We start from the raw sequence: 21,551 nt of genomic DNA, 5'->3' as shown, positions 1-21,551 counted from the left end.
CCACCGCTACAGTGATCCAACCTTCCTCTTCAACCGGTGGATCATGACAGCGCCAGCCCCTTCGGAAAAAGCCCTCGTCCCCTTCGTCAGCGTCGAAAACATGATGCGGCTCGTGCATCACATCGGGATCGAGCGCGTGCTCTTCGAATTGACTGATGTCATTGAAGCCGATTTCCGCCGCTGGGCTCTGTTCGACAAGACGCCGCGTGTCGCCTCGCATTCGCGGGAAGGCGTGATCGAGCTGATGCCAACGTCGGACGGCGAGATCTATTCGTTCAAATATGTGAACGGCCACCCGAAAAACATGGCGGAGGGCCTGCAGACGGTCACCGCCTTTGGCCTGCTCGCCGATGTCTCAACCGGTTATCCGGTCCTATTGACGGAAATGACCTTGCTGACGGCGCTGAGAACAGCGGCAACGTCTGCCATGGCCGCGCGTCACCTGGCACCGAAGGGTGCAACCACCATGGCGATGATCGGCAATGGCGCCCAGGCGGAATTCCAGGCGCTGGCGATGAAGGCGGTGCTGGGGATCACGCATGTCAGGCTCTTCGACATCGATCCGAAGGCAACGGAGAAAACACGGCGCAACCTGGAGGGCTCCGGCCTGCATGTCACGGCCTGCACCACGTCACAGGCGGCGATCGAAGGCGCGCAGATCATTACCACCTGCACCGCCGACAAGCAGTATGCGACCATCCTGACGGACAACATGGTCGGCGCTGGCGTGCACATCAACGCGATCGGCGGCGACTGCCCCGGCAAGACCGAGCTGCATCGCGACATCCTCTCCCGTGCCGACACCTTCGTCGAGTATCCGCCGCAGACGCGGATCGAAGGCGAGATCCAGCAGATGGATCCGGACTATCCCGTCACCGAGCTCTGGCAGGTGGTCACCGGTCAGATCGAGGGCCGCAAGAGCGACAAGCAGATCACGCTGTTCGACAGCGTCGGCTTCGCGATCGAGGACTTTTCGGCTTTGCGTTATGTGCGCGAGCGGGTTCGCGGGACCGCCTTCTTCCAGTCTGTCGACCTGATCGCCGATCCGGACGATCCGCGCGACCTGTTCGGAATGCTCCAGCGGGCCAAGGACTAAGCCCCCCCCCCAAGATCTAGGGGTTCGTGCAGAATTTAAGTTGGCGGAAATGTTTGCGGCCTAGTGTCCCTCATCTCCAAGGAGTCCGGCCGGATGAATGAAGTCGAACGCCTGAACATACTCCATCAGTACGGCATTCTCGATACGCCGCATGAGGAGCCCTTCGAACGGATCGCCGCCCTGGCGCGTCTGATCTTTGACGCGCCGATCGCGCTGATATCGCTGCTTGACGACAAGCGCCAATGGTTCAAATCGAATATCGGTCTGGACCTGCGTGAAACTGAGCGCGAACACGCGATATGCAACGAGACAATTCGCAGCGACGACGTTCTGGTGATTGCCGACACAAGACAGGACATCCGGACGGCGCGAAACCCTTTCGTCATCGGAAAACCTTACGTCGCGTTTTATGCAGGCGCTCCGCTGGTCACCTCGGAAAAAGCACGCCTCGGCTCACTCTGCATCATGGATCGGGAGCCGCGACACTTCGACGAGCGACAAATGGCGATCCTGCAATCGCTTGCCGCCCTGGTAATGCGGGAAATGGAGCTCCGGCGGCAGATCGATCAAGACTGGCTCACCGGTGCCACATCTCGTATGGCCTTCCACGGTACTTTGGAGAAGCTTGTCGGACGAATGGCGCCACCGTCGATTGCCCTGATCAGTTTCGACATCGATCACTTCAAGCAGATCAACGACCGCTTTGGTCATATGGCAGGCGATCGTGTGCTGATCGAGATTGTGGAGGTATGCCGTGGCGTCCTGCGCGATGGCGATGTGATCTCACGCATGGGAGGCGAGGAATTCGCCGTTCTCTTGCCGGGGGCTACAACCAAGAGCGCGCTTGCCGTCGCCGAGCGCCTGCGCCAGGCCATCGAAAGTTCGCGGAGGCCAGAAGTCGATGGCGCTGTCACGGCGAGTTTCGGTGTCACCATGCTCGATCAGAGCGACCAGGGTCTGGCAGATCCCTTGCGGCGCGCGGACGAGGCCCTCTATCAATCAAAGGCGAACGGCCGGAATCGGATCACCTGCTCGTGGGCGCTGCCTGCGGAGATCATCCCTGGCGTCGGCAGCGTGCGCAAAGGGTCTTGAAACAGACCATTTGCCCGTCAGCCTGATCCGTTCACGCAGGCCCGAGGAGAATATCCTCCGCCTCTTCACGCTCCATGTCGAGCACACGCTTGGCCAGATCGAAGCCGAAGCCCTGGCGGGCGAAGGAGGCGATCTCTTTGCTCCAGCGGGCGTCGTCGGCTTCAACATCCGGCCGGCGGAAGGGCCCGAAGGCCTTCTTGCGCGCATAGACGACGGCCGAGCGAAAATCGTCGGCGTCCACCAGGACTGCCTCAACGATAGCGCGGTCCACACCCTTCTCAGCAAGCTTGCGGGCAATTGCGCGCTTGGAGCGGCCGCTGCGCGCCGCCGAATTCGCCCGGATCTCCGCATAGTTCTGGTCGTCCAGCGCCTTCATGTTGCGGCCGAAAGCGAGAGCTGCCTCGGCCAGCGCGTTTAGCTGCGCTTCACTGACATCCTCGAACTTGCTGCGCGCCTTGCGCCTGATGGCGTCGGCGAGTTCTCGTTCGGTCATCATGCGCTTGGCAAGCCGGTAGGCAGCCGAGTTCTTCGCCCAGGCCAACATGCGTGGCGTCGGCTGATCTTCAGTGGCTTTCGACGGTTCATCCATTGCCCCGGTCTCCCAACTTCGCGGGCGATCGTCAACAGGCATCTGGGCGGTCGGGATCGGTCAATGAGACCGCAGCCACTCCGCAAGCTCGGCTTCGGCGCGCTCCAGAGCGCTGTAGTTCAACAGCTTGCGCAAAAGCGCAACCGTCACTGCCCTTGCCCTCAGATTGAAGCGTCCCTCGTCGCTATCCTCGACCGACATCTGGTAGACGCCGAGCTTTTCGTAAAGCTGCTGAAGGCGGTTCTGGACGCTGCGGATGGACAGGCCCCGACGGCGGGCGATCGTGCGATCGGTGAGGCCGAGCGCGATGTCGACCAGGATCTCGTATTCGCTGTCGCTGAAGCCCTTCACCTGGCCAAGGCTCTTCTGCTGCATGCCGCGCACCTCGCGGTCGATGACGCATTGCGCCTCGACAAAGATGCTGCGGAGCGCGAGCTTGAGGCGCTCATCGGAAGCGGATTTGAGCACGTAGCCGTAAGCTGCCCCATCCGGCACGATACGAGAGACGCCGCGGACATAGGCCTCGTCGGAATAGTTCGACCAGAAGAGGATGCGCGTATCGGGTCGTTCCTTCCAGATGGTGCGCGCCGCCTCGATGCCATTGCGCGCGTTCATCTGCAGGTCCATGACGACATGGGCGGACTTGTGATCGCGCGCAAGGCGCTCGCCTTCGGCCCCATTGCCGGCCTCGATGACCTTGTCGCATTCGGGAAGGGCGGCACAGACGGCCTCCAGCAAATACGACCGATGCAGCGGATCGTCTTCGACGATGAGAACCTTCACTTGGATACCTCCAGCAATCCTGCCTTGGCGAGGGTGAGCGGCATCTGCACGCGCATCACGGTCCCTTTACCCTCTCGCGCCGTGCCCAGCGTCAACTTGGCGGAAATCAGCCGCGCCCGCGTCACCATGTTGTCGATGCCGCCTCCGGCGCTGCGATCCGAGCGTGAAAGCCCCTGGCCGTCATCGGCCACCTCGATCGTCAGGGCGTGTGCCGTACTTTTCAACTTCAACTCCAGGACATTTGCCTGCGCATGGCGCACGGCGTTGTTGATGGCTTCCTGCGCTATTCGGAACAGGGCGATGCGGACAGACTGGTCGATCGTGTCGATCAGACCGTCTGTGTCGTCGCTGAGGCTCCAGGCAAGCTGCGAGCCGTGATCACGTACGGCGCGGTCGAGATGGTTCTCGATGGCGTGGGCAAAGCCGAAGAGCTGCAGCACCGAGGGTTTGGCCTCCTCGATGATTTCGCGGAGGTCCTGCATGCAATGCTGCAGGCCGCGCCCAACCGGTTCCAGCGCCTCGCCTTTCACCTCGCCTTCCTGCATCAGCCGGTCGATGCGTCGTGAAAGACGGGTGAGGTCGGCAAGCGTCTGGTCATGCAGATCCATACCGATGCGCTGCCGCTCACGTTCCAGTGCTTCCGTCAGGCTCAAGGCACCGGCCCGCAGCCCCTCCTCGCGGGCGCGTGCCTCGGCCTCGACGATCGCCGATTGTTTGGCCTGTTCGGCGGCTCTCAAGGCAAAGAAGTAGGGCGCGAGCAGATCGGCGATCGACTGGGCATTGGCCACGTCCTGCTCTGTGTAGAAACCGACCGCGTGCGACGAGCAGCTGAGCGCGCCGATGACTTCCCCGCGCACCTTGAGCGGCACATGGAGACGGCTGCGCAGATTGTGCTCGAAGATCGGGCGGGTGAAGGGCGTGTCGACGTGGTAGCGCGTCTCCTGCTGTGCATCATCCGTCAGCAGGAAGTCGATTTCGCCCCAGAGCAGGGTGCGGATCGGGCTGCTCGCCACGGGAGCGGGTGTTGTCTGACCCCAGAAGGTATCGAGGCCGGTCTCATAGGCCGTGTGGTAGAGACCGTTGACCATGGTGATGCAGACATCGAGGTGGTCATGCGGCACGATATGCGATACTTCGACACCAACGGCCTTGATCGCCGAACGGAAATCGAGCTGACCGGCCAGAAGCCGGGAAATGCCGAGATAGTGATCGAGCAGCGCTGACGGCGCGATCTTGAGCATAATGTCCTCCCCGCGACCACTCCCACGGCCGCATCTCTTTCATAACACATCTCGAGAGGGTGGTCGTCCTGCGGGATCCCGCAGGACTTTGCGTAATTCCCGCAAACGTCCTGCCGTCCCCAACCTGTACAGACGTCGCCGTTGCCTCCATCCTGATCCTGCCGAGAAGAGGAACTCGGCGGGGAATTCAGACCGGGACACGTCCGGCTGTTTGGAGGAAACCGGCGCCAAGAGCGCCGGACAACAGGGAGTGAGATCATGAAGACCAGCAGAACCCTTCTGGCGAGCGCGGCACTGTGCCTTATCGCCACATCCATGCCCGCAATGGCCGACACCTCGGCCAAGAAGATTGCCCTTTCGAACAACTATGCCGGCAATTCCTGGCGCCAGGCCATGCTGACCAGCTGGGAAAAGGTGACCGGCGAGGCCGTGAAGGCCGGACAGGTCGCAGCCGCCGACGCCTTCACGACCGCCGAAAACCAGGCGACCGAACAGGCAGCCCAGATCCAGAACATGATCCTGCAGGGCTATGACGCCATCGTCATTAACGCAGCCTCGCCGACCGCGCTCAACGGTGCGGTCAAGGAAGCCTGTGATGCCGGCATCACCGTCGTGTCCTTCGACGGCATCGTCACCGAACCCTGCGCCTGGCGCATCGCCGTCGACTTCAAGGAAATGGGCCGCAGCCAGGTCGAATATCTCTCCGGCAAGCTGCCGCAGGGCGGCAACCTGCTCGAAATCCGCGGCCTTGCCGGCGTCTTCGTCGATGACGAAATCTCGGCCGGCATCCATGCCGGTGTTGAGCAGTTCCCGCAATTCAAGATCGTCGGCTCCGTGCATGGCGACTGGGCGCAGGACGTCGCGCAGAAGGCCGTCGCCGGCATTCTGCCGAGCCTGCCGGAACTCGTTGGTGTCGTGACCCAGGGTGGCGATGGCTATGGTGCGGCCCAGGCGATTGCGGCTGCCAACCGTCCGATGCCCGTCATCGTCATGGGCAATCGCGAGGACGAGCTGAAGTGGTGGAAGGAACAGAAGGACGCCAACCAGTATGAGACCATGTCGGTCTCGATTGCACCCGGCGTTTCGACGCTCGCCTTCTGGGTCGCCCAGCAGATCCTCGACGGCAAAGAAGTGAAGAAGGACCTCGTCGTTCCCTTCCTGCGCATCGACCAGGACAATCTCGAAGCCAACCTCGCCAATACCCAGGCAGGCGGCGTCGCAAACGTCGAGTATTCTCTCGAAGACGCCCAGAAGGTCATCGGTTCTGCGATGTAATCGACCGGAAACCTCCCCGAACCGTCCGGCCTTCGGGCCGGGCGGTGTGGGGAACCTTTGGCGATTGAGTGAGAGAGTTGTTCAGTATGAATGCCATGCTCGATAAGGGCGATGGACGGCCCGTCGTCAGCGTTACGGATGCGAGAGTGAGTTTCGGCGCAGTGAAGGCGCTCGACGGCGTCACGCTTGAGATCGGCGCCGGAGAATGCGTCGGCCTAGTCGGCCACAATGGCGCCGGCAAATCTACCATCGTCAACGTTATCAATGGCGGGCTCAGCCCGCATGACGGCACCATCCGATACGGTCACGGCAGCGGCGGCCACAGCATCAATGCTGCGCGCGAGGCCGGCATTCGCTGCGTCTTCCAGGAGCTCTCGCTCTGCCCGAACCTGACGATCGTGGAGAATACCCGCGTCATGCATCGGAGCCTCAAAGGCTGGGGCTGGCGGAAGCGGGGGGCAGCCCTGATCGAGAGCAAATTGCAGGAAATCTTCCCAGGTCATTCGATCGACTGCCACGAGGCCGTCGGCACGCTCACCATCGCGGAACGCCAGATGGTGGAGATCGCGATTACCTTCTGTGAGATCGGCGCTCCCGTCCGTCTCGTCATCCTGGACGAGCCGACGTCGTCGCTGGATGCGCGGCTTGCCGAACAGCTGCTCGCCTATGTCGAGCGCTTTGTCCGCGATGGCGGCTCGATCCTCTTCATCTCCCACATTCTCGGCGAAATACTCTCCGTCTCCAGCCGCATCGTCGTCATGAAGGATGGCAGGGTGGTCAGCCAGAGGCCGGCCGAGGAATTTTCGGAACATGGCCTGATCGAGGCCATGGGCAGCGTGGTAAAGACGCGCGAGGCCCGCACGCACCTAGAGAGGACGGACACGGCAAGTGTGCTGACCGCAGCGCCGGTGCGCGGACGCGGCCTCCCCTTCCAGGCCATGAAGGGTGAAATCGTCGGTTTCGCCGGTCTCGGCGGGCACGGCCAGACGGACATGCTGGTCGGCCTTTTCGAATCCCGAACCGGCAACTGGCTGAGGGCCGATGACCCCGAAGTGGCCTTCGTGGCCGGCGACCGAGCCGTCAACGGCACCTTCACGCTGTGGAGCATCCTCAGAAACCTCAGCATCGGCATCCTGCCGGATCTGTCGCGGCTGCAGACCCTGGATTTCGATCGGGAAAGGACGCTGGGACAGACCTGGAAGGACCGGATCGGCATCCGCACCCCCGACATGGACAATCCGATCCTGTCGCTTTCGGGCGGAAACCAGCAGAAGGTTCTGTTCGCCCGAGCGCTCGCAAGCCGTGCACCCGTTGTTTTGATGGACGACCCGATGCGCGGCGTCGATTTCGGCACCAAGCAGGAGGTCTATGCCATCCTGCGCCAGGAGGCTGACGCCGGGCGGACCTTCGTCTGGTACTCGACCGAGATGGACGAGGTCTGCCTCTGCGATCGCGTCTATGTGTTCAACAACGGCATGATCGTTGCCGAACTGAAGGGCGACGAGGTGACGGAAGAAAACATCCTCTCCGCCTCCTTCCAGGAGGCCGCATGACGAAGTTCTTCTCAGCCGACGGGTTGCGCCTGCTGATCCCGGCTCTTTCGCTGGTCGGGCTGCTGGCCGCCGTCTTCTATCTTCAGCCGAGGGCCATGAGCTATACCGGGCTCAACCTGCTGTTCAATCTCGCGGTGCCGATTGCGCTCGCGACCATTGCGCAGATGCTGATCATGACGGTCAACGACCTCGATCTGTCGATGGGCACCTTCGTGAGCTTCGTGGCCTGTGTGACGGCGACCTACCTGCAGTCGTCGCCTCTGCTGGGTGTCTTCATTCTGATGGCCGCGATCGGCGTCTACGCCCTGATCGGTGTGATGATCCACCTTCGGGATCTGCCCTCCATCGTGGTGACACTCGGCATGAGTTTCGTCTGGGGCGGACTTGCCGTCCTCATCCTGCCGGCACCCGGTGGCGAGGCCCCCGGCTGGATCCGGGCTATCATGACGGTCAAGCCGCCGCTGCTTCCGATGGCGATCGTCGCCAGCATCCTGATCGCCGTTGTCAGCCACTACGTAATCATGCGCTCATCCTTCGGCGTCGTCTTGCGCGGGGTGGGCGGCAATAGCCGCTCTGTCGCCCGGGCCGGATGGTCGATCATCGGTGCGCGGGCGGCCGTCTATGGTCTCGCCGGCTTCTTTGCGGTGCTCGCCGGCATGGCGCTGGTGGGGCTAACCACATCAGCGGACGCCAACATTGCGCTGCGCTACACGCTGCTCTCGATCGCCGGTGTCATTCTCGGCGGCGGCGAATTCGTCGGCGGGCGCGTTTCGCCGATCGGTGCTGTCATCGGTGCGCTCACCCTGACGCTGGCCGGCTCTTTCCTGTCCTTCCTGCGGATCTCGCCGGACTGGCAGATCGGCGCCCAAGGCGCGATCCTGATCCTGGTGCTGACGTTGCGCCTTGCCCTCAATCGCGCCGAAGGCCGGAAGGGCAAGTCATGATCCAGGCACTCTCCACGCTCTTTTCCCGGACCTGGATCTGGTCCTTCATCGCGGCCGCCAGCGTGTTCCTTGTCACCATCGTCTTCACGGGCGGGGCGAGCACCGTCGGGCTGGCTCAGGCGGCCCTCACCTTCGGCGCTTTCTCGGTGCTGGTCGGCCTTGGTCAGATGCTGGTGATCACGCTCGGCCCTGGCAATATCGACCTCTCGGTTCCCGCCAACATGACGCTCGCAGCGACCGTTTCGCTCAAGGTCATGAATGTCGAGAACAGCATGATCCTGACCGGGCTGCTGGTCGCCATCGGTGTCGGGATCGCGATCGGCATCGGCAATTACGCGCTCATCAAACTGCTCCGCATTCCGCCGATCATCGCGACGCTGTCGATGAGCTTCATCGTGCAGTCCACGGCGATCTGGACGAACCGGGGCTTGCGCATCAAGCCGCCAAGCTGGCTTGCGGACTTCACCACCTCGTCTACGGCCGGCGTGCCAAATGTCGCGCTCGTTGCCTTGGTGCTCTCCGGGATCGTCTGGTACGTGATCAACCGCACTGTCTATGGTCGCTCGATTGCCGCGATGGGCCAGAGCATCCGGGCTGCGCGTATGGCCGGCATTCCGATCGACGGCACGCGTCTTGTCACTTACCTGCTTTGCGCCGTGCTCGCCTCCCTCTGCGGCTATCTGCTGGCCAGCTTCTCTGGCGGTGCGGCGCTCAATATGGGCACGGAATATCTTCTGATGTCGATCGCCGTCGTCGTTATCGGCGGCACGGCGGTTGCCGGCGGCAATGCGAATGTTCCGGGGATATGGGGCGCCTCGCTCTTCATGTTCCTTGTCGTTTCGATGCTGAATACCTACGGTTTTGGCGCAGGCATCCGCCTCATTCTCACCGGTCTCATCATCATCGCCGTCATCATGCTGCCGACCACCCGCAGCACCGGCAAAACCTGAAGCCCTGCCAGGATCGTCCCATGGAAAACCCGCATTACGAGATCCGCGACCCCCGCTTCTGCGACCTGCTCGTTTCCAGCGCCGCTCTCGAAGAGCTCTATACAGGCTGCCGGTGGGCCGAGGGTCCCGTCTGGTTCAACGATGGCGGCTATCTCTTATTCAGCGACATTCCGAACGAGCGCGTGCTGCGCTGGATCGAGGGTGCAGGCACCTCCATCTATCGTGCGCCCTCGCATTTCATCAACGGCAATACCCGTGACCGCGAGGGACGGCTTGTTTCCTGCGAGCATGGCGGGCGCCGCGTCATCCGCACCGAAATCGACGGGACGATCACAACGCTCGCCGATCGCTACCAGGGCAAGCGGCTGAATTCCCCCAATGACGTGGTGGTGAAATCCGACGGCAGCGTGTGGTTCAGCGATCCATCTTACGGCATTCTCTCGGATTACGAGGGCTACAAGGCTGACGAGGAACAGGCGAGCCGCAATGTCTACCGGCTTGATCCTGCGACAGGCGAGCTCAGCGTCGTGATCGACGATTTCCTGCAGCCGAACGGGCTCTGTTTCTCGCCGGACGAGCGCCTGCTCTACGTCGCCGATTCCGGCGCCAGCCACAAACCAGACGCTCCAAGATACATCCGCGTCTTCGATGTGACCGATGGCAAGCGGCTGACAAACGGGCGCGTCTTCGCCCATATCGACAAGGGCATTCCCGACGGGATGCGGACGGATGTCGACGGAAACCTCTGGTCAAGTGCTGCCGACGGCGTACACTGCTTCCATCCCGACGGCACCCTGCTCGGCAAGATCCTGGTGCCGCAGGCGGTCGCCAATTTGACCTTCGGCGGACCGCGCAAGAACCGCCTGTTCATCACGGCCTCGACTTCGCTCTACGCGATCTATACCGGGACACGGGGCACCCAGACGCCCTGAGGATCGCTCGATTTCCTGAACAAGCAAGACCGCCCGTTCGGGAGAACGGGCGGTCGCGCGGTCATGCCACGTGTGGGATATGGCACGACCGGACCGGCCTGGCGGCGGCCGATGAGGCGATTACGTGACCAAAAGCGATCACGCAGTCATGGATTTGAAAGCTTCGGCCTGGTTCTCCACCCAGCTTTCGAAGCTCTGCGGCTCCGTGCCCGTCAGCGACTTAAAGTCACCAGTGATGCGAGCCAGACCACCGTTTCCGACCATCGTATCGATAGAGGCAAAGACGCGCGCGACGGGTTCGGGCAGACCGGCTCCAACCATGCCCTGGACGAGGCCTTCCACCGGAACATCGATCACGGTGATCTCCTTGCCGGCAGCGGCGGAGATGAGGGATGCCATTTCGCGATGCGTGTAGGAAGAGGAGCCCGTCAGCGTGTAGACGGTCTTTTCGTTGCCAGCGGCGACGAGCGCTGCGGCAATCGCACGACCGATGTCATCGCGCGAAATGTGCGCCACCTTGCCGTCACCGGCCGCCGAATACCAATGGCCCGAGGCAAGGGCGGGGCCAGCGCTCATCATGACGTTTTCGAAATACCAGTTGTTGCGCAGAATGGTCCAGGCCGGCACCGAGCTTGCCTCGATAGCCGCTTCCGTCCCTTCGTGGTCGGGGGCGAAGAGCAGAGCTGAGTTCACGGGCTCCGGCATCGAGGTGTAAAGCAGATGGGCGACACCGGCCTTTTCAGCTGCGGCGACGGCCGCGCGATGCTGAACGAGACGATGCCCCGGCCGGTCAAGCGTATCCGTGCTGATGATCAGCACCTTTTCGGCCTCGGCGAATGCGGCCTCCATGGATGCGACATCATCGAAATCGACCCGGCGGACCAACACGCCCTTTGCAGCGAGCTCTACCAGCTGCTCCGGCTTGCGGCTGGCAGCGATGATGTCGCCTGCGGCTACGCCCGAGGTCTCAAGGAGATGATGGGCAACGCGCTGGCCGAGCTGGCCCGATGCGCCGGTGACAAGATATTTCGCAGTCATGGTTCTCTCATTTTCTGGACCCTAAACTTTAGGGATGGTTTAATTTGTAGAGTAGGTCTATATTTCAGACCTTCTAGTTGCCGTAAAGTAGGCAGTTTTTTAGAACCAGGTTCTGAGGATGGTACCGATGACAGCACATGGGAAGACGAAGACCGATTACACCGCGGCGATCCGTTCGGTGATGGCCATGATCGAAACGCCGGCGAACACGGTTTTCGATGCCGGGAATTGCCCAGTTCGCGATGTCTTTTCCCATATCGGCGACAAGTGGGCTTCCCTCATCCTGCAGACGCTCGGCTACAGGCCGCATCGTTTCGGCGAGCTGAAGCGGGCGATCCCCGACATCTCGCAGGCGATGCTCACGGGTACATTGCGCAGCCTGCAGCGTGATGGCCTGGTTCATCGCGAGGTCTTCGCGACCCAGCCGCCGAGTGTCGAGTACAGACTGACGGAGCTCGGGCAATCCTTGCTGGGGCCTGTCGCGGCCCTGGTGGTCTGGACGGCGGAACATCACGGTCGGATCCGCGAGGCGCGGGCCATCTACGATGCCGAAAATCCGCCCGTGAAGAAGAAGGTCGCCGCCGCCTGATCGACGTGCCTGGCGTGAACTTGAGCCAAGGCATCGCACACGCCCTGAATGCGCAGTTCCTCAAGATCGTCAGCACGCCCCGGATCAGCAGCTGAGGACACGACCCGGAGGGATCAGCTCCTCGGCACGGGGAAGCGCTGCAGTGATACGGTGTTGCCATCGCTGAACGCCAGGCCCTCCCGCTCGAAGGCCTCGCGGATCGCGCTCAGCGAAGCCGGCCGCGTCGAACGCTCTCCCTCCCCCTCGATCCGCCTGATCGACGAGACCGATACGCCGGACTGCCGCGAGAGGTCTTCGAGAGTCCATTGCAACATGGCCCGTCCCGCCCGGATCTGCATCGGCGTCACCGTGGGATCGGCGGCAGATCCGCCATTGCCCAGCATGGCAAAGTCCTGATGGCGGATGATCATGCCCAGCCATTCATGCGAGCGTCCACCCTTGTGCAGCACAGGCACTGCGCGAGCATGAAACCATTCATACTCCCCGTCCGCCCGGCGGATGCGCTGATTGGACCTATAGGGGGAGAGCGAGGCCACAGCCTGTTGCCAGGCGGCGCTCACCGCGTCACGATCATCCGGGTGAACCGCGCTCAGCCAGTTCCCGTCGAGTATATCCGACTCATGCTGCCCGGTGAGCTTCGCCCATCCATGGGAAAACACGGGCTCGCCAGCGGCCGTCGCGCGCCATTCCATGGTCGCGAAGGCGCCGATCAATGCTCTGTAGCGCCCGGTGCTTTCGTCCAGCGCCTGACGGCTCTCATGCTGTTGCGAGACGTCCTGCAGCAGCCCGATGGCGCGGGCCGGACGCTGCTCGGCGTCGAGGACCACTTCGGACCGGAACTCGACCCAGCGTACAGTCCTGTCACCGCGGATGATGCGGAAATTCCGGTTCACCGGCACACCCGAGCGTATCAGCGACCAGATATCTTCGCAGAATGTTCGATCCTCGGGATGCACCTGATCCACCAGATCCGTCATTCGGAACGGTCGGGCCTGCTCAAGCCCGATCACACGCAGGAGACCCATGCTGCAGCTGCATTCACCGGTTACGAGATCACAGGTCCAGAACCCGGTATTGCCGTGTTCTTCCACGAGTTTCAGGAAATGGGTCGACGAAACGCCTGATATCTTCCTCCCGGCTGTAGACGCGTCTCCCTCCTGTCCGGAAGAAGCATCACCCAGGGCGGTGTCAAGAAACATTCTCATTGCAGTTCAGCAAAGTCCATCATGCGTCCAATGGGAAAGCTCTCGACCTCGGTCTGCTGGCCGTGTTTTCCCTTGAACGCGGACGCTAGCGACGCCGGAGGCTGCCGACAAGGGTGAAGTGGAAGATTGTGAATGCGCGTGTTACCGAAGCCACCGCCACATGCATCAGCAAACACGCAAGCAGCAGGCTTGTTGTTGTCGCACGATCATGGCAGGAAGCTTCCAGACGAGCATCACGAGAGAGCCATAGCATGTCGAACGTCATCAAGTTCGAGCGCCCGCCCGAAGAAAAGCCGCCGAAGCAGAAAGCCAGCCTTTCTCCTTCGATGCGCAAAATCCTGATCTGGGTAGGGATCGTGGCGGCTTTTGGGGTTGCCTGGGCCTATTTCACGCTCGCCGGCGGCGGCGCTGCGGCGCCGGCTTGAGCCAAAAGCTCCTCAGGCCTGCGTTACGGCATCCGGTACCAAAGCTCCCCGGGCGCCGATTACTCTACCCGCCAGTCTGGCGCCGGCAGCAACCGCATTCTCGATAGATGCGCCATTCAGTTCTGCAGCCAGGTAGCCAGCGTTGAAACTGTCGCCTGCAGCGGTCGTATCGACGACATGCTCGACCGATGGGACGGAGAAGCGGAATAGCTCGCCGCTGCCACCCGCAAAAGTGACGTCGTCGGCTCCGTTCTTGACGATGACCCTTCGTGCCCCTTCCGCCTGATAACGTCTCGCCGTCGCGGCTGCATCGGCATCTCCAAACCATGTCGCCTCGTCCTCGAAAGACGGAAGGCAGAGGTCACTGACAGCCGCGGCACGATGCACCCAGCCGCGCATGGTCTCCGGGTTGTCCCAGAGACGCGGCCGGAGATTGGGGTCGAAGACAACCGTTCCGCCCTTGCCCGCGAAATGGCCAAGCGCCTCGATCAGCGCCAGCCGATCCTGGTTCGAGAGAATGGCCAAGGTGATCCCGGACCAATAGGCGAGATCCGCGCCCTCGAGTGCACGGTTGAGGGCGGCAGGATCACTTGCGAGCCGCCTTGCGGCACTGTCGTTGCGCCAATAGGTGAAACTGCGCTCGCCGTCCTTCAAGGTGATGTAGTAGAGCCCGATCGTCTTGTCGGCCAGGCGGCGGACATGGTCGGTCCCGATGCCCTCACTCTTCAGGAAATCGACCATCCTGTCGGAGAGCCCGTCCGTACCGGCGGCGCTCACATAGTCGACCTGCCAGTCCTCCCCCAGACTGTGACGCAGGTAATAGGCGGTATTGAGCGTGTCTCCAGCAAACCCCATGCTCAGCATGCCGGGTGAACCGGTCTCCGACAGCTCGCCCATGCATTCGCCGATCGATACGATCCGTCCCATCTTCATCCCCCGCCTTGTCGCTTCCCGTTTGTTACCTAGCGCGCCAGCCAACCGCCGTCGACGGGCAGGATCGTGCCATGCACATAAGCCGAGGCGTCCGAGGCCAGGAAGACTGCGGCGCCACCGAGCTCTTCCGGGTTGCCCCAGCGGCCTGCCGGGATCCGGCCGAGAATGTCACTGGATCGCTTCAGGTCCTCCCGCAAGGCGGTCGTGTTGTTGGTGACGAAATAGCCCGGCGCAATCGCGTTCACGTTGATGCCCTTGGCAGCCCATTCACATGCCAGCAAGCGGGTCAGCCCCGCGAGGCCACTCTTGGACGCGGTATAGGAGGGAATGCGGATCCCGCCCTGGAAAGAGAGCATGGAGGCGATGTTGATAATCTTGCCGCGAGCATTGGGGATCATGCGCTTGGCAGCGGCCTGCGACAGGAAGAAGGCCGTCTTCAGGTTGACGTCCATGACGGCATCCCAGTCGGCCTCGGTGAAGTCGATCGCATCGGCACGGCGAATGATGCCGGCATTGTTGACGAGAATGTCGACAGAGCCGAAAGCGGATACCGCCGCTTCGACGATGTCGTCGACCGGCTCGATGGTCGACAGGTCGGCGGCAAAGGATGCGAAACGACCGCCTGCAGCGGCAATCATGGCCTCCGTTTCGTCCATGCCTGATCGGCCGACGCCGAGAACAGCGGCACCAGCGCTGGCCAGCGCCACTGCGATGGCCTGACCAATGCCGGTATTGGCCCCGGTGACGATGGCCGTGCGGCCCGAAAGGTCGAAGGATGGTTTCATAATGCTACTCCCGGGATTTCTGGAAAGGATCGCCTGATCGATCTAGGCGTCAATGAAGAGGTCGGGATCCAGATGCTCGATGTCGTCCAGTTCCTCGGTCATGCGGCCGATATGCTGGCTCATGGCCAGTACCGCCGCGCCGTCGTCGCGGTCACGGATCCCGTCGATGATCGCCGCATGCTCGGCGATGACGATATCCAGCCGCCCTGAGCGGGGCAGCGTGATGAACCGATAACGGTCGATATGGACCTTGACCTGCGCGATAACCGTCCAGATCCCGGGGTAGCCGGCGATGTCGGCGATCAACTGGTGGAATTCGGTGTCGATCCGGTGGAAGAGCGGAATGTCACCGGCCTCGGCCGCTTTTATCAGGGCCGCCTGATTGTCTTCGAGCGACTGCAAACGGCTCCCGTCCTTCATCGCGACAATGGCGAGCGACACGGTGGTCGCCTCGAGCGCCTTGCGGATCAGGATTGCCTCGTAGAGCGCACGGCGGGGTATGCGAGATACGAAAGTGCCCGACTGCGGATAGATCTCCACAAGCCCCTCATCCGCCAGCCGCAGTAGAGCTTCGCGCACAGGCGTGCGGCTGACACCGAAGCGCTGGCCGAGCTGCTTCTCGTTCAGGGTATCCAACGGCTTCAACTGCAGGCGGACAATTTCGTCCTGCAAGACCGCATGGATCCGGGTCGCGGCACGTCCATCACGCGATCTTCCGCGATGATGCTCCACGGGAACGGTGCGCACTTTCCCACTGCCCTTGTCTGGCTCCCGCATTTCGCTCTCCCAACTGAAATATTAGTATATCAATTTCTGAGGCGTGTAAATGTCATGGCAGCTTCGTGGAAAAGCGCCTCGCTGTGGTGATTGCGCAGCAGGCCCAGCGACGTCATCACCACTATCCTGCAGCGAGCCGTCCCCTTCGTGGGATGCCCACATCGAAGCCTGCGTCCAAAGGCGCCCTCTGGTCATCTTGAACGCGGCGCCGGGTTAGCGCCGTCAGCGACCTCAGCTGAGGCCCATGTAGCGGCCGGGCTTGTGGTTGATGGCGAGGATCAGATTGGCGATGGCGGCGCCCAGCACCGAGAGTGCCAGCCGGTCGGCCGGCAGCACGAAGAAGGCGATTGCGAGGATCGTCAGATCGACGCCAAGCTGGAAATAGCCGGCGCGCAGCCCTGTCTTGTCCTGCAGATACATGGCGAGGATGTTGATGCCGCCGAGACCCGTGCGGTGGCGGAAAAGCATCAGCAGGCCAGTACCGATCAAGCCGCCGCCGATCACCGTCGCGTAGAGCGGATCGAGATGGGAAAAATCAATCCACTGGCCGTTCAGCTTCGACAGAATCGATACGAGTGCAACGGCGGTGAAGGTCCGGAGCGTGAAGGCCCAGCCCATGCGCTTTACCGCCAGGATGTAGAAGGGCAAATTGACGATGAAGAAGATGACGCCGAAGCCCCAGCCACTGACATAGGACAGAAGCAGCGCGAGGCCGGCGCTCGATCCGACCGTCAGCATGGTTTCGGTGTAAATCAACGTCCCAAGCGACACGAACATCGTGCCGGAAATCATCGCGAGCACATCTTCATAGAGGCGATGGCGCTCGGCGCCCGCCTGATTCACGGTGGTCGTGGTCATGGTTTCAGCCCAGAAGCGGTTTCAGAACAGCGGCGACGCGCGGAATATCCTGGCTCTTAAGGCCCGCAATATTGATGCGTCCAGAGGTCGGCATGTAGATGCCGTGATCCTTGCGCAGCGACAGCACGTCAGCTTCCTTGAGCGGCAGGAGCGAGAACATGCCCTGCTGCTCGGCGATCTGCGGCGCGAGCTGCCAACCGTCGCCGAGGGCTGTGGCCAGTTCGCGACGCAGGCCATTGAGACGGTCGCGCATGCCGTTCAGTTCGTCGATCCAGTCCTGACGCAGGCTTTCAGTGGATAGGATCGTGCGCACGACGGCCGCACCGTGATCCGGGGGCATGGAATAGCTGGTGCGGGCCATGGTTACGAGATTGGAGCGGGCGATATCGGCCGTTTCCTGTGTCTCGGCAACGGCAAAGATCGCGCCTGTGCGCTCGCGATAGATGCCGAAGGATTTGGAGCAAGATACCGCGACCAAGGCTTCTGGTACCGCAGCGATGATGGTGCGCAGACCAGCGGCATCTTCCTCGATACCGGCGCCGAAGCCCTGATAGGCGGAATCGATGAGCGGCACGAGGCGACGCTCGGCGATCACGGTCGCCAGCTCTTCCCACTGGGCTGATGTCAGTGTGGCGCCGGTCGGATTGTGGCAGCTCGCATGAATGAGGACGGCGTCACCGCGCGGGGCGCTGCTCAACGCCTTCATCATGCTGGCAAAGCGAACATCCTGGGTCGGCACATCGAAATAGGGATAGGTCTCAACGCTGAGGCCTGTGGCGCCAAAGATACCCGCATGGTTCGGCCAGCTGGGCAGACCAAGATGAATGCGGCCGCTGCCCGCGCGCGCGATGAGATCCGATGCGAGACGCAGCGCCCCCGAACCGCCGGGGGTCTGAACGCCCGCGGCAAACTTGTCCTGTCCCTTGCCGCCGACAAGATCCCAGAGCAGGTCGAGGAAGATCCGGTCGCCTTCAGGTGCCACATAGGACTTGCTGTGCTGCTTCTCCAGCAGCTCCTTCTCCGCCGCCTTGACCGAGCGCATGACCGGCGTGCGCCCGAGATCATCACGGTAAACACCGACCCCGAGGTCGATCTTGTCGGCGCGCTGATCGGCATTGTAGAGCCCGATCAGGGCAAGCAACGGGTCATTGGGCTGCGAAGCGAGCTTGTCGAACATCGGGAACCTTCGTCAAAGTGCAATTGTGTTGGACGAGAGATATCAAGTTTGCCGCGCAAAGTCTCTGCGGATTTCATGCCCGACGCCAGGCGAACTTAAGGTGCATTGCCAGATATTGAGCTTTGACGATAGAATCTTGCGCAATGATGGACAGTAGAGATCGATAATGGAAGCAGAGAGTGCCACACTGGACAGGATCGATCGAAAGATCATTGCCTGTCTTCTGAACGATGCGAGCCTGAACAACGCGGAACTCGCCGAGCGTGTCGGGCTGACTGCCGCGCCACTTTCACGACGGCTCGCCAGGCTCTATTCGAGCGGCATCATCCGGCAGGCGATCGTGGTCGATGCGCCGCGTGTCGGCCTCGGCCTCCAGGCTTTTGTCGAAATCACTCTTGATCGCACGACGCCGCAGGTGGGCGAACGCTTCATCGAACATGTCGGCAAACTGCCCGAAGTGGTCGAGATCCATGCCGTTGCCGGCGGCTTCGATTTTCTGCTGAAGATCTCGGTCCGCGACATGACGGATTACAAGCGGTTGATCTGGCAGGAGTTCGATCGCCTTGCCGAGATCAAGACGATCAGGTCGACCATGGTGTTCGACAGTCCGAAGATCTCCTACGGCTATCTGCCGTAACGAAAAAGGGCGCCGATCGGGCGCCCTTTGTCATCGTATCGAGCTTTAGAAAGCCATCAACCGGCCGCTGCTACCACCTGGCGCTTGGCCATGCGGGCGCGGATCGATTCCACGTCGGCGCGAGGCGTCGCGGCAAACAGCGTGCGCGTATATTCGTGCTGCGGATCCGAAAACACCGCATCACGCGTGCCGTATTCCACGGCCTCACCGTAATACATCACCATCACCTCGTCGGCGATGTAGCGGACAACCGAGAGGTCGTGGCTGATGAAGACATAGGTCAGGCCAAACTCTTCCTGCAGGTCGGCAAGCAGGTTCAGGACCTGAGCCTGGACAGAGAGGTCGAGCGCCGAAACCGGTTCGTCGAGCACCAGCAGCTTGGGATTGAGCATCAGCGCACGGGCGATCGCGATACGCTGGCGCTGGCCGCCCGAGAACATGTGCGGGTAGCGGTTATAGTGCTCCGGACCGAGGCCGACCTTGACCAGCATTTCGGTTGCACGTTCGCGCCGCTCGACCGAGCTCATCTTGGTGTTGATGAGCAAGGGCTCGCCGAGCACATCGCCGATCTTCTGGCGCGGATTGAGCGAACCATAGGGGTTCTGGAAGACGATCTGCACCTTCTGGCGCATGTCGGCTGTCAGATGGCCCGGACGCAAGTCGACCTTCTGGCCGTCGATCAACAATTCGCCTGCCGTTGGTTCATCGATGAAGGTCAGGATGCGGGCAAGCGTGGACTTGCCGCAACCGCTTTCGCCGACGATGGCGAGCGTCTTGCCCTTGTCGAGCTTGAAGGAGACGCCTTTGACCGCGTGTACGATCTTGTCTTCCTTGAAGAGACCTTGCGACACACGGTAGTCGCGCTTGACGTCGCGGATCTCGAGCATCGGGGTTTGCATCTCTGTGGTCATGCGGCACCTCCCGTTTCTGCGGCGGCCAGGAAATCGGAGACCGTCGTCAGGCGGTCGCCGGTGGCGTTTTCCGGCAGGGCCGAAAGCAGCGCGCGGGTATAGGGGTTCTTCGGGTTTTCGAAGAGCGAGAGCACATCGGCCTCTTCCATCTTCCGGCCCTTGTACTGGACGATGACGCGGTCCGCGGTCTCGGCAACCACAGCCATGTCGTGGGTGATCATGATGAGGCCCATGCCGGTCTCGGCCTGGATCTTCATGAGGAGGTCGAGGATCTGCTTCTGGATCGTCACGTCGAGCGCGGTTGTCGGCTCGTCTGCGATCAGGAGTTTCGGATTGCAGGCGATCGCAATCGCGATCATCACGCGCTGACACTGACCGCCCGACATCTGGTGCGGGAAGTGGTTGAGGCGCTCCGCCGGATCAGGCAGGCCGACGAGCTTGAAAAGCTCGATGGCGCGTTCGCGGCATTCCTTTTTGCCGAGGCCCATGTGCAGGCGCAGGACTTCCTCGATCTGGAAGCCGACGGTGAAGCAGGGATTGAGGCTTGCGACCGGCTCCTGGAAGATCATGGCGACATCCTTGCCGATCAGCTTGCGCCGGTCGGCTGCCGAGATCTTCTGGATGTCACGGCCCTGGAATTCCATCTTGTCGGCGGTGATCTTCGCCGTCCACGGCAGAAGGCCCATGACGGCAAGCATGGCGACAGACTTGCCGGAGCCGCTCTCGCCGACAATAGCGAGCACTTCACCCGGCTCGACCGACATCGACACGCCATCGACGGCCTTGAACCAACCACTGGCCGTCTCGAACTGGACGGTGAGGTTCTGAATCTCGAGAAGTGCCATGATCAGGACCTCTTCAACTTGGGATCGAGCGCATCGCGCAGGCCGTCACCCATCAAGTTGATGGCGAGAACGGTGATCAGGATGGCGAGACCCGGGAAGGTAACGACCCACCATGCGCGCAGGATGAATTCGCGCGCTTCGGCGAGCATCGTGCCCCATTCCGGTGCCGGCGGCTGGGCACCCATACCGAGGAAGCCGAGGGCGGCTGCATCGAGGATGGCGTTCGAGAAGGAGAGCGTGGCCTGGACGATCAGCGGCGCCATGCAGTTCGGCAGGATCGTCTTGAACATCAGGCGGAAGGGACTTGCACCGGCGAGCCGTGCGGCCGTCACGTAGTCACGCGTCTTTTCCGACATAACCGCAGCACGGGTCAGGCGGACGAAATGCGGCTGCAAGACGAGTGCGATCGCGATCATGCCGTTGGTGAGGCCGGGGCCGAGGATCGCAACGAGCACGAGCGCCAGAAGCAGCGACGGGAAGGCCAGGATGATATCCATCAGGCGCATGATCGCGGTGTCGAGCCAGCCGCCGTAGTAGCCAGCGATGACGCCGATCGCGATGCCCGTTGTCAGCGACAGCGTGGTGACGAACACACCGATGAAGAGCGAGTATTGCGAACCGTAGATCAGGCGCGAGAGAATGTCGCGACCGACCGGATCGGTGCCGAGCGGGAAGCTCCAGTTGCCACCTTCCAGCCATGCCGGTGGGAGGAGCACGGCATCGCGATACTGTTCGAAGGGCGAATGGGGTGCGATGACGCCGGCGAAGACGGCGATCAGCACGAGAGCGACGAAACCGACGAGGCCTGCAACGGCGCCGCGGTTTTCGGAAAAGTAGAACCAGAATTCGGCCAGCATCTGGCGGCGCATCTGAGCGCTCGAAACCGGCTGGCTGGTTGTTGTCTCTGCCATGGGAC

Annotated in this window: 23 protein-coding genes; 10 read left to right on the top strand and 13 right to left on the bottom strand. The window is 61.9% G+C overall.

Annotation, left to right across the window (positions count from 1 at the left end; genetic code table 11):
- Positions 1–43: 43 nt before the first annotated feature.
- Complete coding sequence (locus tag BW978_RS02735) at positions 44–1,096, top strand: ornithine cyclodeaminase (protein WP_076391976.1); 1,053 nt, start codon at positions 44–46, stop codon at positions 1,094–1,096.
- Positions 1,097–1,189: 93 nt separating this feature from the next.
- The gene (locus BW978_RS02730; protein ID WP_076391974.1) at positions 1,190–2,188 is read left to right on the top strand and encodes a sensor domain-containing diguanylate cyclase; all 999 of its coding nucleotides are present in this window, start codon (positions 1,190–1,192) and stop codon (positions 2,186–2,188) included.
- 31 nt (positions 2,189–2,219) lie between these two features.
- Here the strand turns inward: BW978_RS02730 and BW978_RS02725 are convergent, their stop codons facing one another.
- From BW978_RS02725 to BW978_RS02715, 3 genes are read right to left on the bottom strand one after another with little or no spacing between them, the layout of a single operon-like run.
- Positions 2,220–2,777: a regulatory protein RecX gene (locus tag BW978_RS02725; protein ID WP_076391972.1), complete on the bottom strand. Its 558-nt coding sequence runs from the start codon at positions 2,775–2,777 to the stop codon at positions 2,220–2,222.
- Between the two features lie 60 nt (positions 2,778–2,837).
- On the bottom strand, positions 2,838–3,560 hold the full coding sequence (locus BW978_RS02720) for a response regulator transcription factor (protein ID WP_076391970.1): 723 nt from the start codon (positions 3,558–3,560) through the stop codon (positions 2,838–2,840).
- Entirely contained in the window at positions 3,557–4,801 is a 1,245-nt protein-coding gene (locus BW978_RS02715; protein WP_076391968.1) for a GAF domain-containing sensor histidine kinase, read from the bottom strand. Before BW978_RS02715 ends, BW978_RS02720 begins: the two co-directional genes overlap by 4 nt.
- A gap of 258 nt (positions 4,802–5,059) precedes the next feature.
- Between BW978_RS02715 and BW978_RS02710 the strand changes: the two genes are divergently transcribed.
- The 5 genes from BW978_RS02710 to BW978_RS02690 all read left to right on the top strand — a co-directional run bounded on the left by BW978_RS02710 (position 5,060) and on the right by BW978_RS02690 (position 10,455).
- Complete coding sequence (locus BW978_RS02710; RefSeq protein ID WP_076391966.1) at positions 5,060–6,076, top strand: ABC transporter substrate-binding protein; 1,017 nt, start codon at positions 5,060–5,062, stop codon at positions 6,074–6,076.
- An 86-nt stretch (positions 6,077–6,162) separates the two neighbouring features.
- Positions 6,163–7,629, top strand: a complete 1,467-nt coding sequence (locus tag BW978_RS02705; protein WP_139330283.1) for an ATP-binding cassette domain-containing protein — start codon at positions 6,163–6,165, stop codon at positions 7,627–7,629.
- Entirely contained in the window at positions 7,626–8,573 is a 948-nt protein-coding gene (locus tag BW978_RS02700; protein WP_076391964.1) for an ABC transporter permease, read from the top strand. The genes BW978_RS02705 and BW978_RS02700 overlap by 4 nt, the downstream gene beginning before the upstream one ends.
- Complete coding sequence (locus BW978_RS02695; protein ID WP_139330281.1) at positions 8,570–9,523, top strand: ABC transporter permease; 954 nt, start codon at positions 8,570–8,572, stop codon at positions 9,521–9,523. Before BW978_RS02700 ends, BW978_RS02695 begins: the two co-directional genes overlap by 4 nt.
- A 20-nt stretch (positions 9,524–9,543) precedes the next feature.
- Positions 9,544–10,455, top strand: coding sequence for an SMP-30/gluconolactonase/LRE family protein (locus BW978_RS02690; RefSeq protein WP_076391962.1), 912 nt, complete (start codon positions 9,544–9,546; stop codon positions 10,453–10,455).
- 138 nt (positions 10,456–10,593) lie between these two features.
- On the opposite strand, the gene BW978_RS02685 is transcribed toward BW978_RS02690, so the two are convergent.
- Complete coding sequence (locus BW978_RS02685) at positions 10,594–11,493, bottom strand: SDR family oxidoreductase (protein WP_076391960.1); 900 nt, start codon at positions 11,491–11,493, stop codon at positions 10,594–10,596.
- A gap of 127 nt (positions 11,494–11,620) precedes the next feature.
- Here BW978_RS02685 and BW978_RS02680 point away from each other — a divergent pair, with 127 nt between their 5' ends.
- On the top strand, positions 11,621–12,082 hold the full coding sequence (locus tag BW978_RS02680) for a winged helix-turn-helix transcriptional regulator (protein ID WP_083697467.1): 462 nt from the start codon (positions 11,621–11,623) through the stop codon (positions 12,080–12,082).
- Positions 12,083–12,195: 113 nt separating this feature from the next.
- Here BW978_RS02680 and BW978_RS02675 read toward each other — a convergent pair whose 3' ends face one another.
- Complete coding sequence (locus BW978_RS02675; protein WP_244551869.1) at positions 12,196–13,281, bottom strand: PAS domain-containing protein; 1,086 nt, start codon at positions 13,279–13,281, stop codon at positions 12,196–12,198.
- A gap of 257 nt (positions 13,282–13,538) precedes the next feature.
- Here BW978_RS02675 and BW978_RS23485 point away from each other — a divergent pair, with 257 nt between their 5' ends.
- Positions 13,539–13,712, top strand: coding sequence for a hypothetical protein (locus BW978_RS23485; protein ID WP_175616836.1), 174 nt, complete (start codon positions 13,539–13,541; stop codon positions 13,710–13,712).
- A gap of 12 nt (positions 13,713–13,724) precedes the next feature.
- Here the strand turns inward: BW978_RS23485 and BW978_RS02670 are convergent, their stop codons facing one another.
- From BW978_RS02670 to BW978_RS02650, 5 genes are all read right to left on the bottom strand, one after another.
- Positions 13,725–14,639, bottom strand: coding sequence for a sugar kinase (locus BW978_RS02670; protein WP_348529154.1), 915 nt, complete (start codon positions 14,637–14,639; stop codon positions 13,725–13,727).
- Between the two features lie 35 nt (positions 14,640–14,674).
- A complete protein-coding gene (kduD, locus tag BW978_RS02665) occupies positions 14,675–15,430 on the bottom strand; it encodes a 2-dehydro-3-deoxy-D-gluconate 5-dehydrogenase KduD (RefSeq protein WP_076391954.1) in 756 nt (251 codons plus the stop codon).
- A 42-nt stretch (positions 15,431–15,472) separates the two neighbouring features.
- Complete coding sequence (locus BW978_RS02660) at positions 15,473–16,207, bottom strand: GntR family transcriptional regulator (RefSeq protein WP_076391952.1); 735 nt, start codon at positions 16,205–16,207, stop codon at positions 15,473–15,475.
- Positions 16,208–16,438: 231 nt separating this feature from the next.
- A complete protein-coding gene (locus tag BW978_RS02655) occupies positions 16,439–17,065 on the bottom strand; it encodes a DUF6198 family protein (protein WP_076391950.1) in 627 nt (208 codons plus the stop codon).
- A gap of 4 nt (positions 17,066–17,069) precedes the next feature.
- The gene (locus tag BW978_RS02650; protein ID WP_076391948.1) at positions 17,070–18,242 is read right to left on the bottom strand and encodes an amino acid aminotransferase; all 1,173 of its coding nucleotides are present in this window, start codon (positions 18,240–18,242) and stop codon (positions 17,070–17,072) included.
- Between the two features lie 166 nt (positions 18,243–18,408).
- Between BW978_RS02650 and BW978_RS02645 the strand changes: the two genes are divergently transcribed.
- Complete coding sequence (locus BW978_RS02645; protein WP_054149026.1) at positions 18,409–18,879, top strand: Lrp/AsnC family transcriptional regulator; 471 nt, start codon at positions 18,409–18,411, stop codon at positions 18,877–18,879.
- Between the two features lie 56 nt (positions 18,880–18,935).
- Here BW978_RS02645 and BW978_RS02640 read toward each other — a convergent pair whose 3' ends face one another.
- From BW978_RS02640 to BW978_RS02630, 3 genes are read right to left on the bottom strand one after another with little or no spacing between them, the layout of a single operon-like run.
- Positions 18,936–19,778: a dipeptide ABC transporter ATP-binding protein gene (locus BW978_RS02640; protein ID WP_076393144.1), complete on the bottom strand. Its 843-nt coding sequence runs from the start codon at positions 19,776–19,778 to the stop codon at positions 18,936–18,938.
- A gap of 8 nt (positions 19,779–19,786) precedes the next feature.
- Complete coding sequence (locus BW978_RS02635; protein WP_076391946.1) at positions 19,787–20,635, bottom strand: ABC transporter ATP-binding protein; 849 nt, start codon at positions 20,633–20,635, stop codon at positions 19,787–19,789.
- Positions 20,636–20,637: 2 nt separating this feature from the next.
- Positions 20,638–21,546 (bottom strand): ABC transporter permease subunit, encoded by a 909-nt coding sequence (locus BW978_RS02630; protein ID WP_076391944.1) that lies wholly within the window; start codon positions 21,544–21,546, stop codon positions 20,638–20,640.
- Between the last annotated feature and the right edge of the window lie 5 nt (positions 21,547–21,551).

Source organism: Rhizobium sp. RU33A (assembly GCF_900156055.1).
Lineage (GTDB): Bacteria > Pseudomonadota > Alphaproteobacteria > Rhizobiales > Rhizobiaceae > Allorhizobium.
This window is presented reverse-complemented; position numbering and strand designations above follow the sequence as displayed.

Coding starts and splice junctions, on each gene's coding strand:
- BW978_RS02650 (WP_076391948.1), bottom strand. CDS start 18,242: ATGTTCGACAAGCTCGCTTCGCAGCCCAATGACCCGTTGCTTGCCCTG.
- BW978_RS02690 (WP_076391962.1), top strand. CDS start 9,544: ATGGAAAACCCGCATTACGAGATCCGCGACCCCCGCTTCTGCGACCTG.
- BW978_RS02680 (WP_083697467.1), top strand. CDS start 11,621: ATGACAGCACATGGGAAGACGAAGACCGATTACACCGCGGCGATCCGT.
- BW978_RS02655 (WP_076391950.1), bottom strand. CDS start 17,065: ATGACCACGACCACCGTGAATCAGGCGGGCGCCGAGCGCCATCGCCTC.
- BW978_RS02710 (WP_076391966.1), top strand. CDS start 5,060: ATGAAGACCAGCAGAACCCTTCTGGCGAGCGCGGCACTGTGCCTTATC.
- BW978_RS02630 (WP_076391944.1), bottom strand. CDS start 21,546: ATGGCAGAGACAACAACCAGCCAGCCGGTTTCGAGCGCTCAGATGCGC.
- BW978_RS02670 (WP_348529154.1), bottom strand. CDS start 14,639: ATGGGACGGATCGTATCGATCGGCGAATGCATGGGCGAGCTGTCGGAG.
- BW978_RS02735 (WP_076391976.1), top strand. CDS start 44: ATGACAGCGCCAGCCCCTTCGGAAAAAGCCCTCGTCCCCTTCGTCAGC.
- BW978_RS02715 (WP_076391968.1), bottom strand. CDS start 4,801: ATGCTCAAGATCGCGCCGTCAGCGCTGCTCGATCACTATCTCGGCATT.
- BW978_RS02645 (WP_054149026.1), top strand. CDS start 18,409: ATGGAAGCAGAGAGTGCCACACTGGACAGGATCGATCGAAAGATCATT.
- BW978_RS02700 (WP_076391964.1), top strand. CDS start 7,626: ATGACGAAGTTCTTCTCAGCCGACGGGTTGCGCCTGCTGATCCCGGCT.
- BW978_RS02685 (WP_076391960.1), bottom strand. CDS start 11,493: ATGACTGCGAAATATCTTGTCACCGGCGCATCGGGCCAGCTCGGCCAG.
- BW978_RS23485 (WP_175616836.1), top strand. CDS start 13,539: ATGTCGAACGTCATCAAGTTCGAGCGCCCGCCCGAAGAAAAGCCGCCG.
- BW978_RS02725 (WP_076391972.1), bottom strand. CDS start 2,777: ATGGATGAACCGTCGAAAGCCACTGAAGATCAGCCGACGCCACGCATG.
- kduD (WP_076391954.1), bottom strand. CDS start 15,430: ATGAAACCATCCTTCGACCTTTCGGGCCGCACGGCCATCGTCACCGGG.
- BW978_RS02640 (WP_076393144.1), bottom strand. CDS start 19,778: ATGCAAACCCCGATGCTCGAGATCCGCGACGTCAAGCGCGACTACCGT.
- BW978_RS02660 (WP_076391952.1), bottom strand. CDS start 16,207: ATGCGGGAGCCAGACAAGGGCAGTGGGAAAGTGCGCACCGTTCCCGTG.
- BW978_RS02675 (WP_244551869.1), bottom strand. CDS start 13,281: ATGTTTCTTGACACCGCCCTGGGTGATGCTTCTTCCGGACAGGAGGGA.
- BW978_RS02695 (WP_139330281.1), top strand. CDS start 8,570: ATGATCCAGGCACTCTCCACGCTCTTTTCCCGGACCTGGATCTGGTCC.
- BW978_RS02635 (WP_076391946.1), bottom strand. CDS start 20,635: ATGGCACTTCTCGAGATTCAGAACCTCACCGTCCAGTTCGAGACGGCC.
- BW978_RS02705 (WP_139330283.1), top strand. CDS start 6,163: ATGAATGCCATGCTCGATAAGGGCGATGGACGGCCCGTCGTCAGCGTT.
- BW978_RS02730 (WP_076391974.1), top strand. CDS start 1,190: ATGAATGAAGTCGAACGCCTGAACATACTCCATCAGTACGGCATTCTC.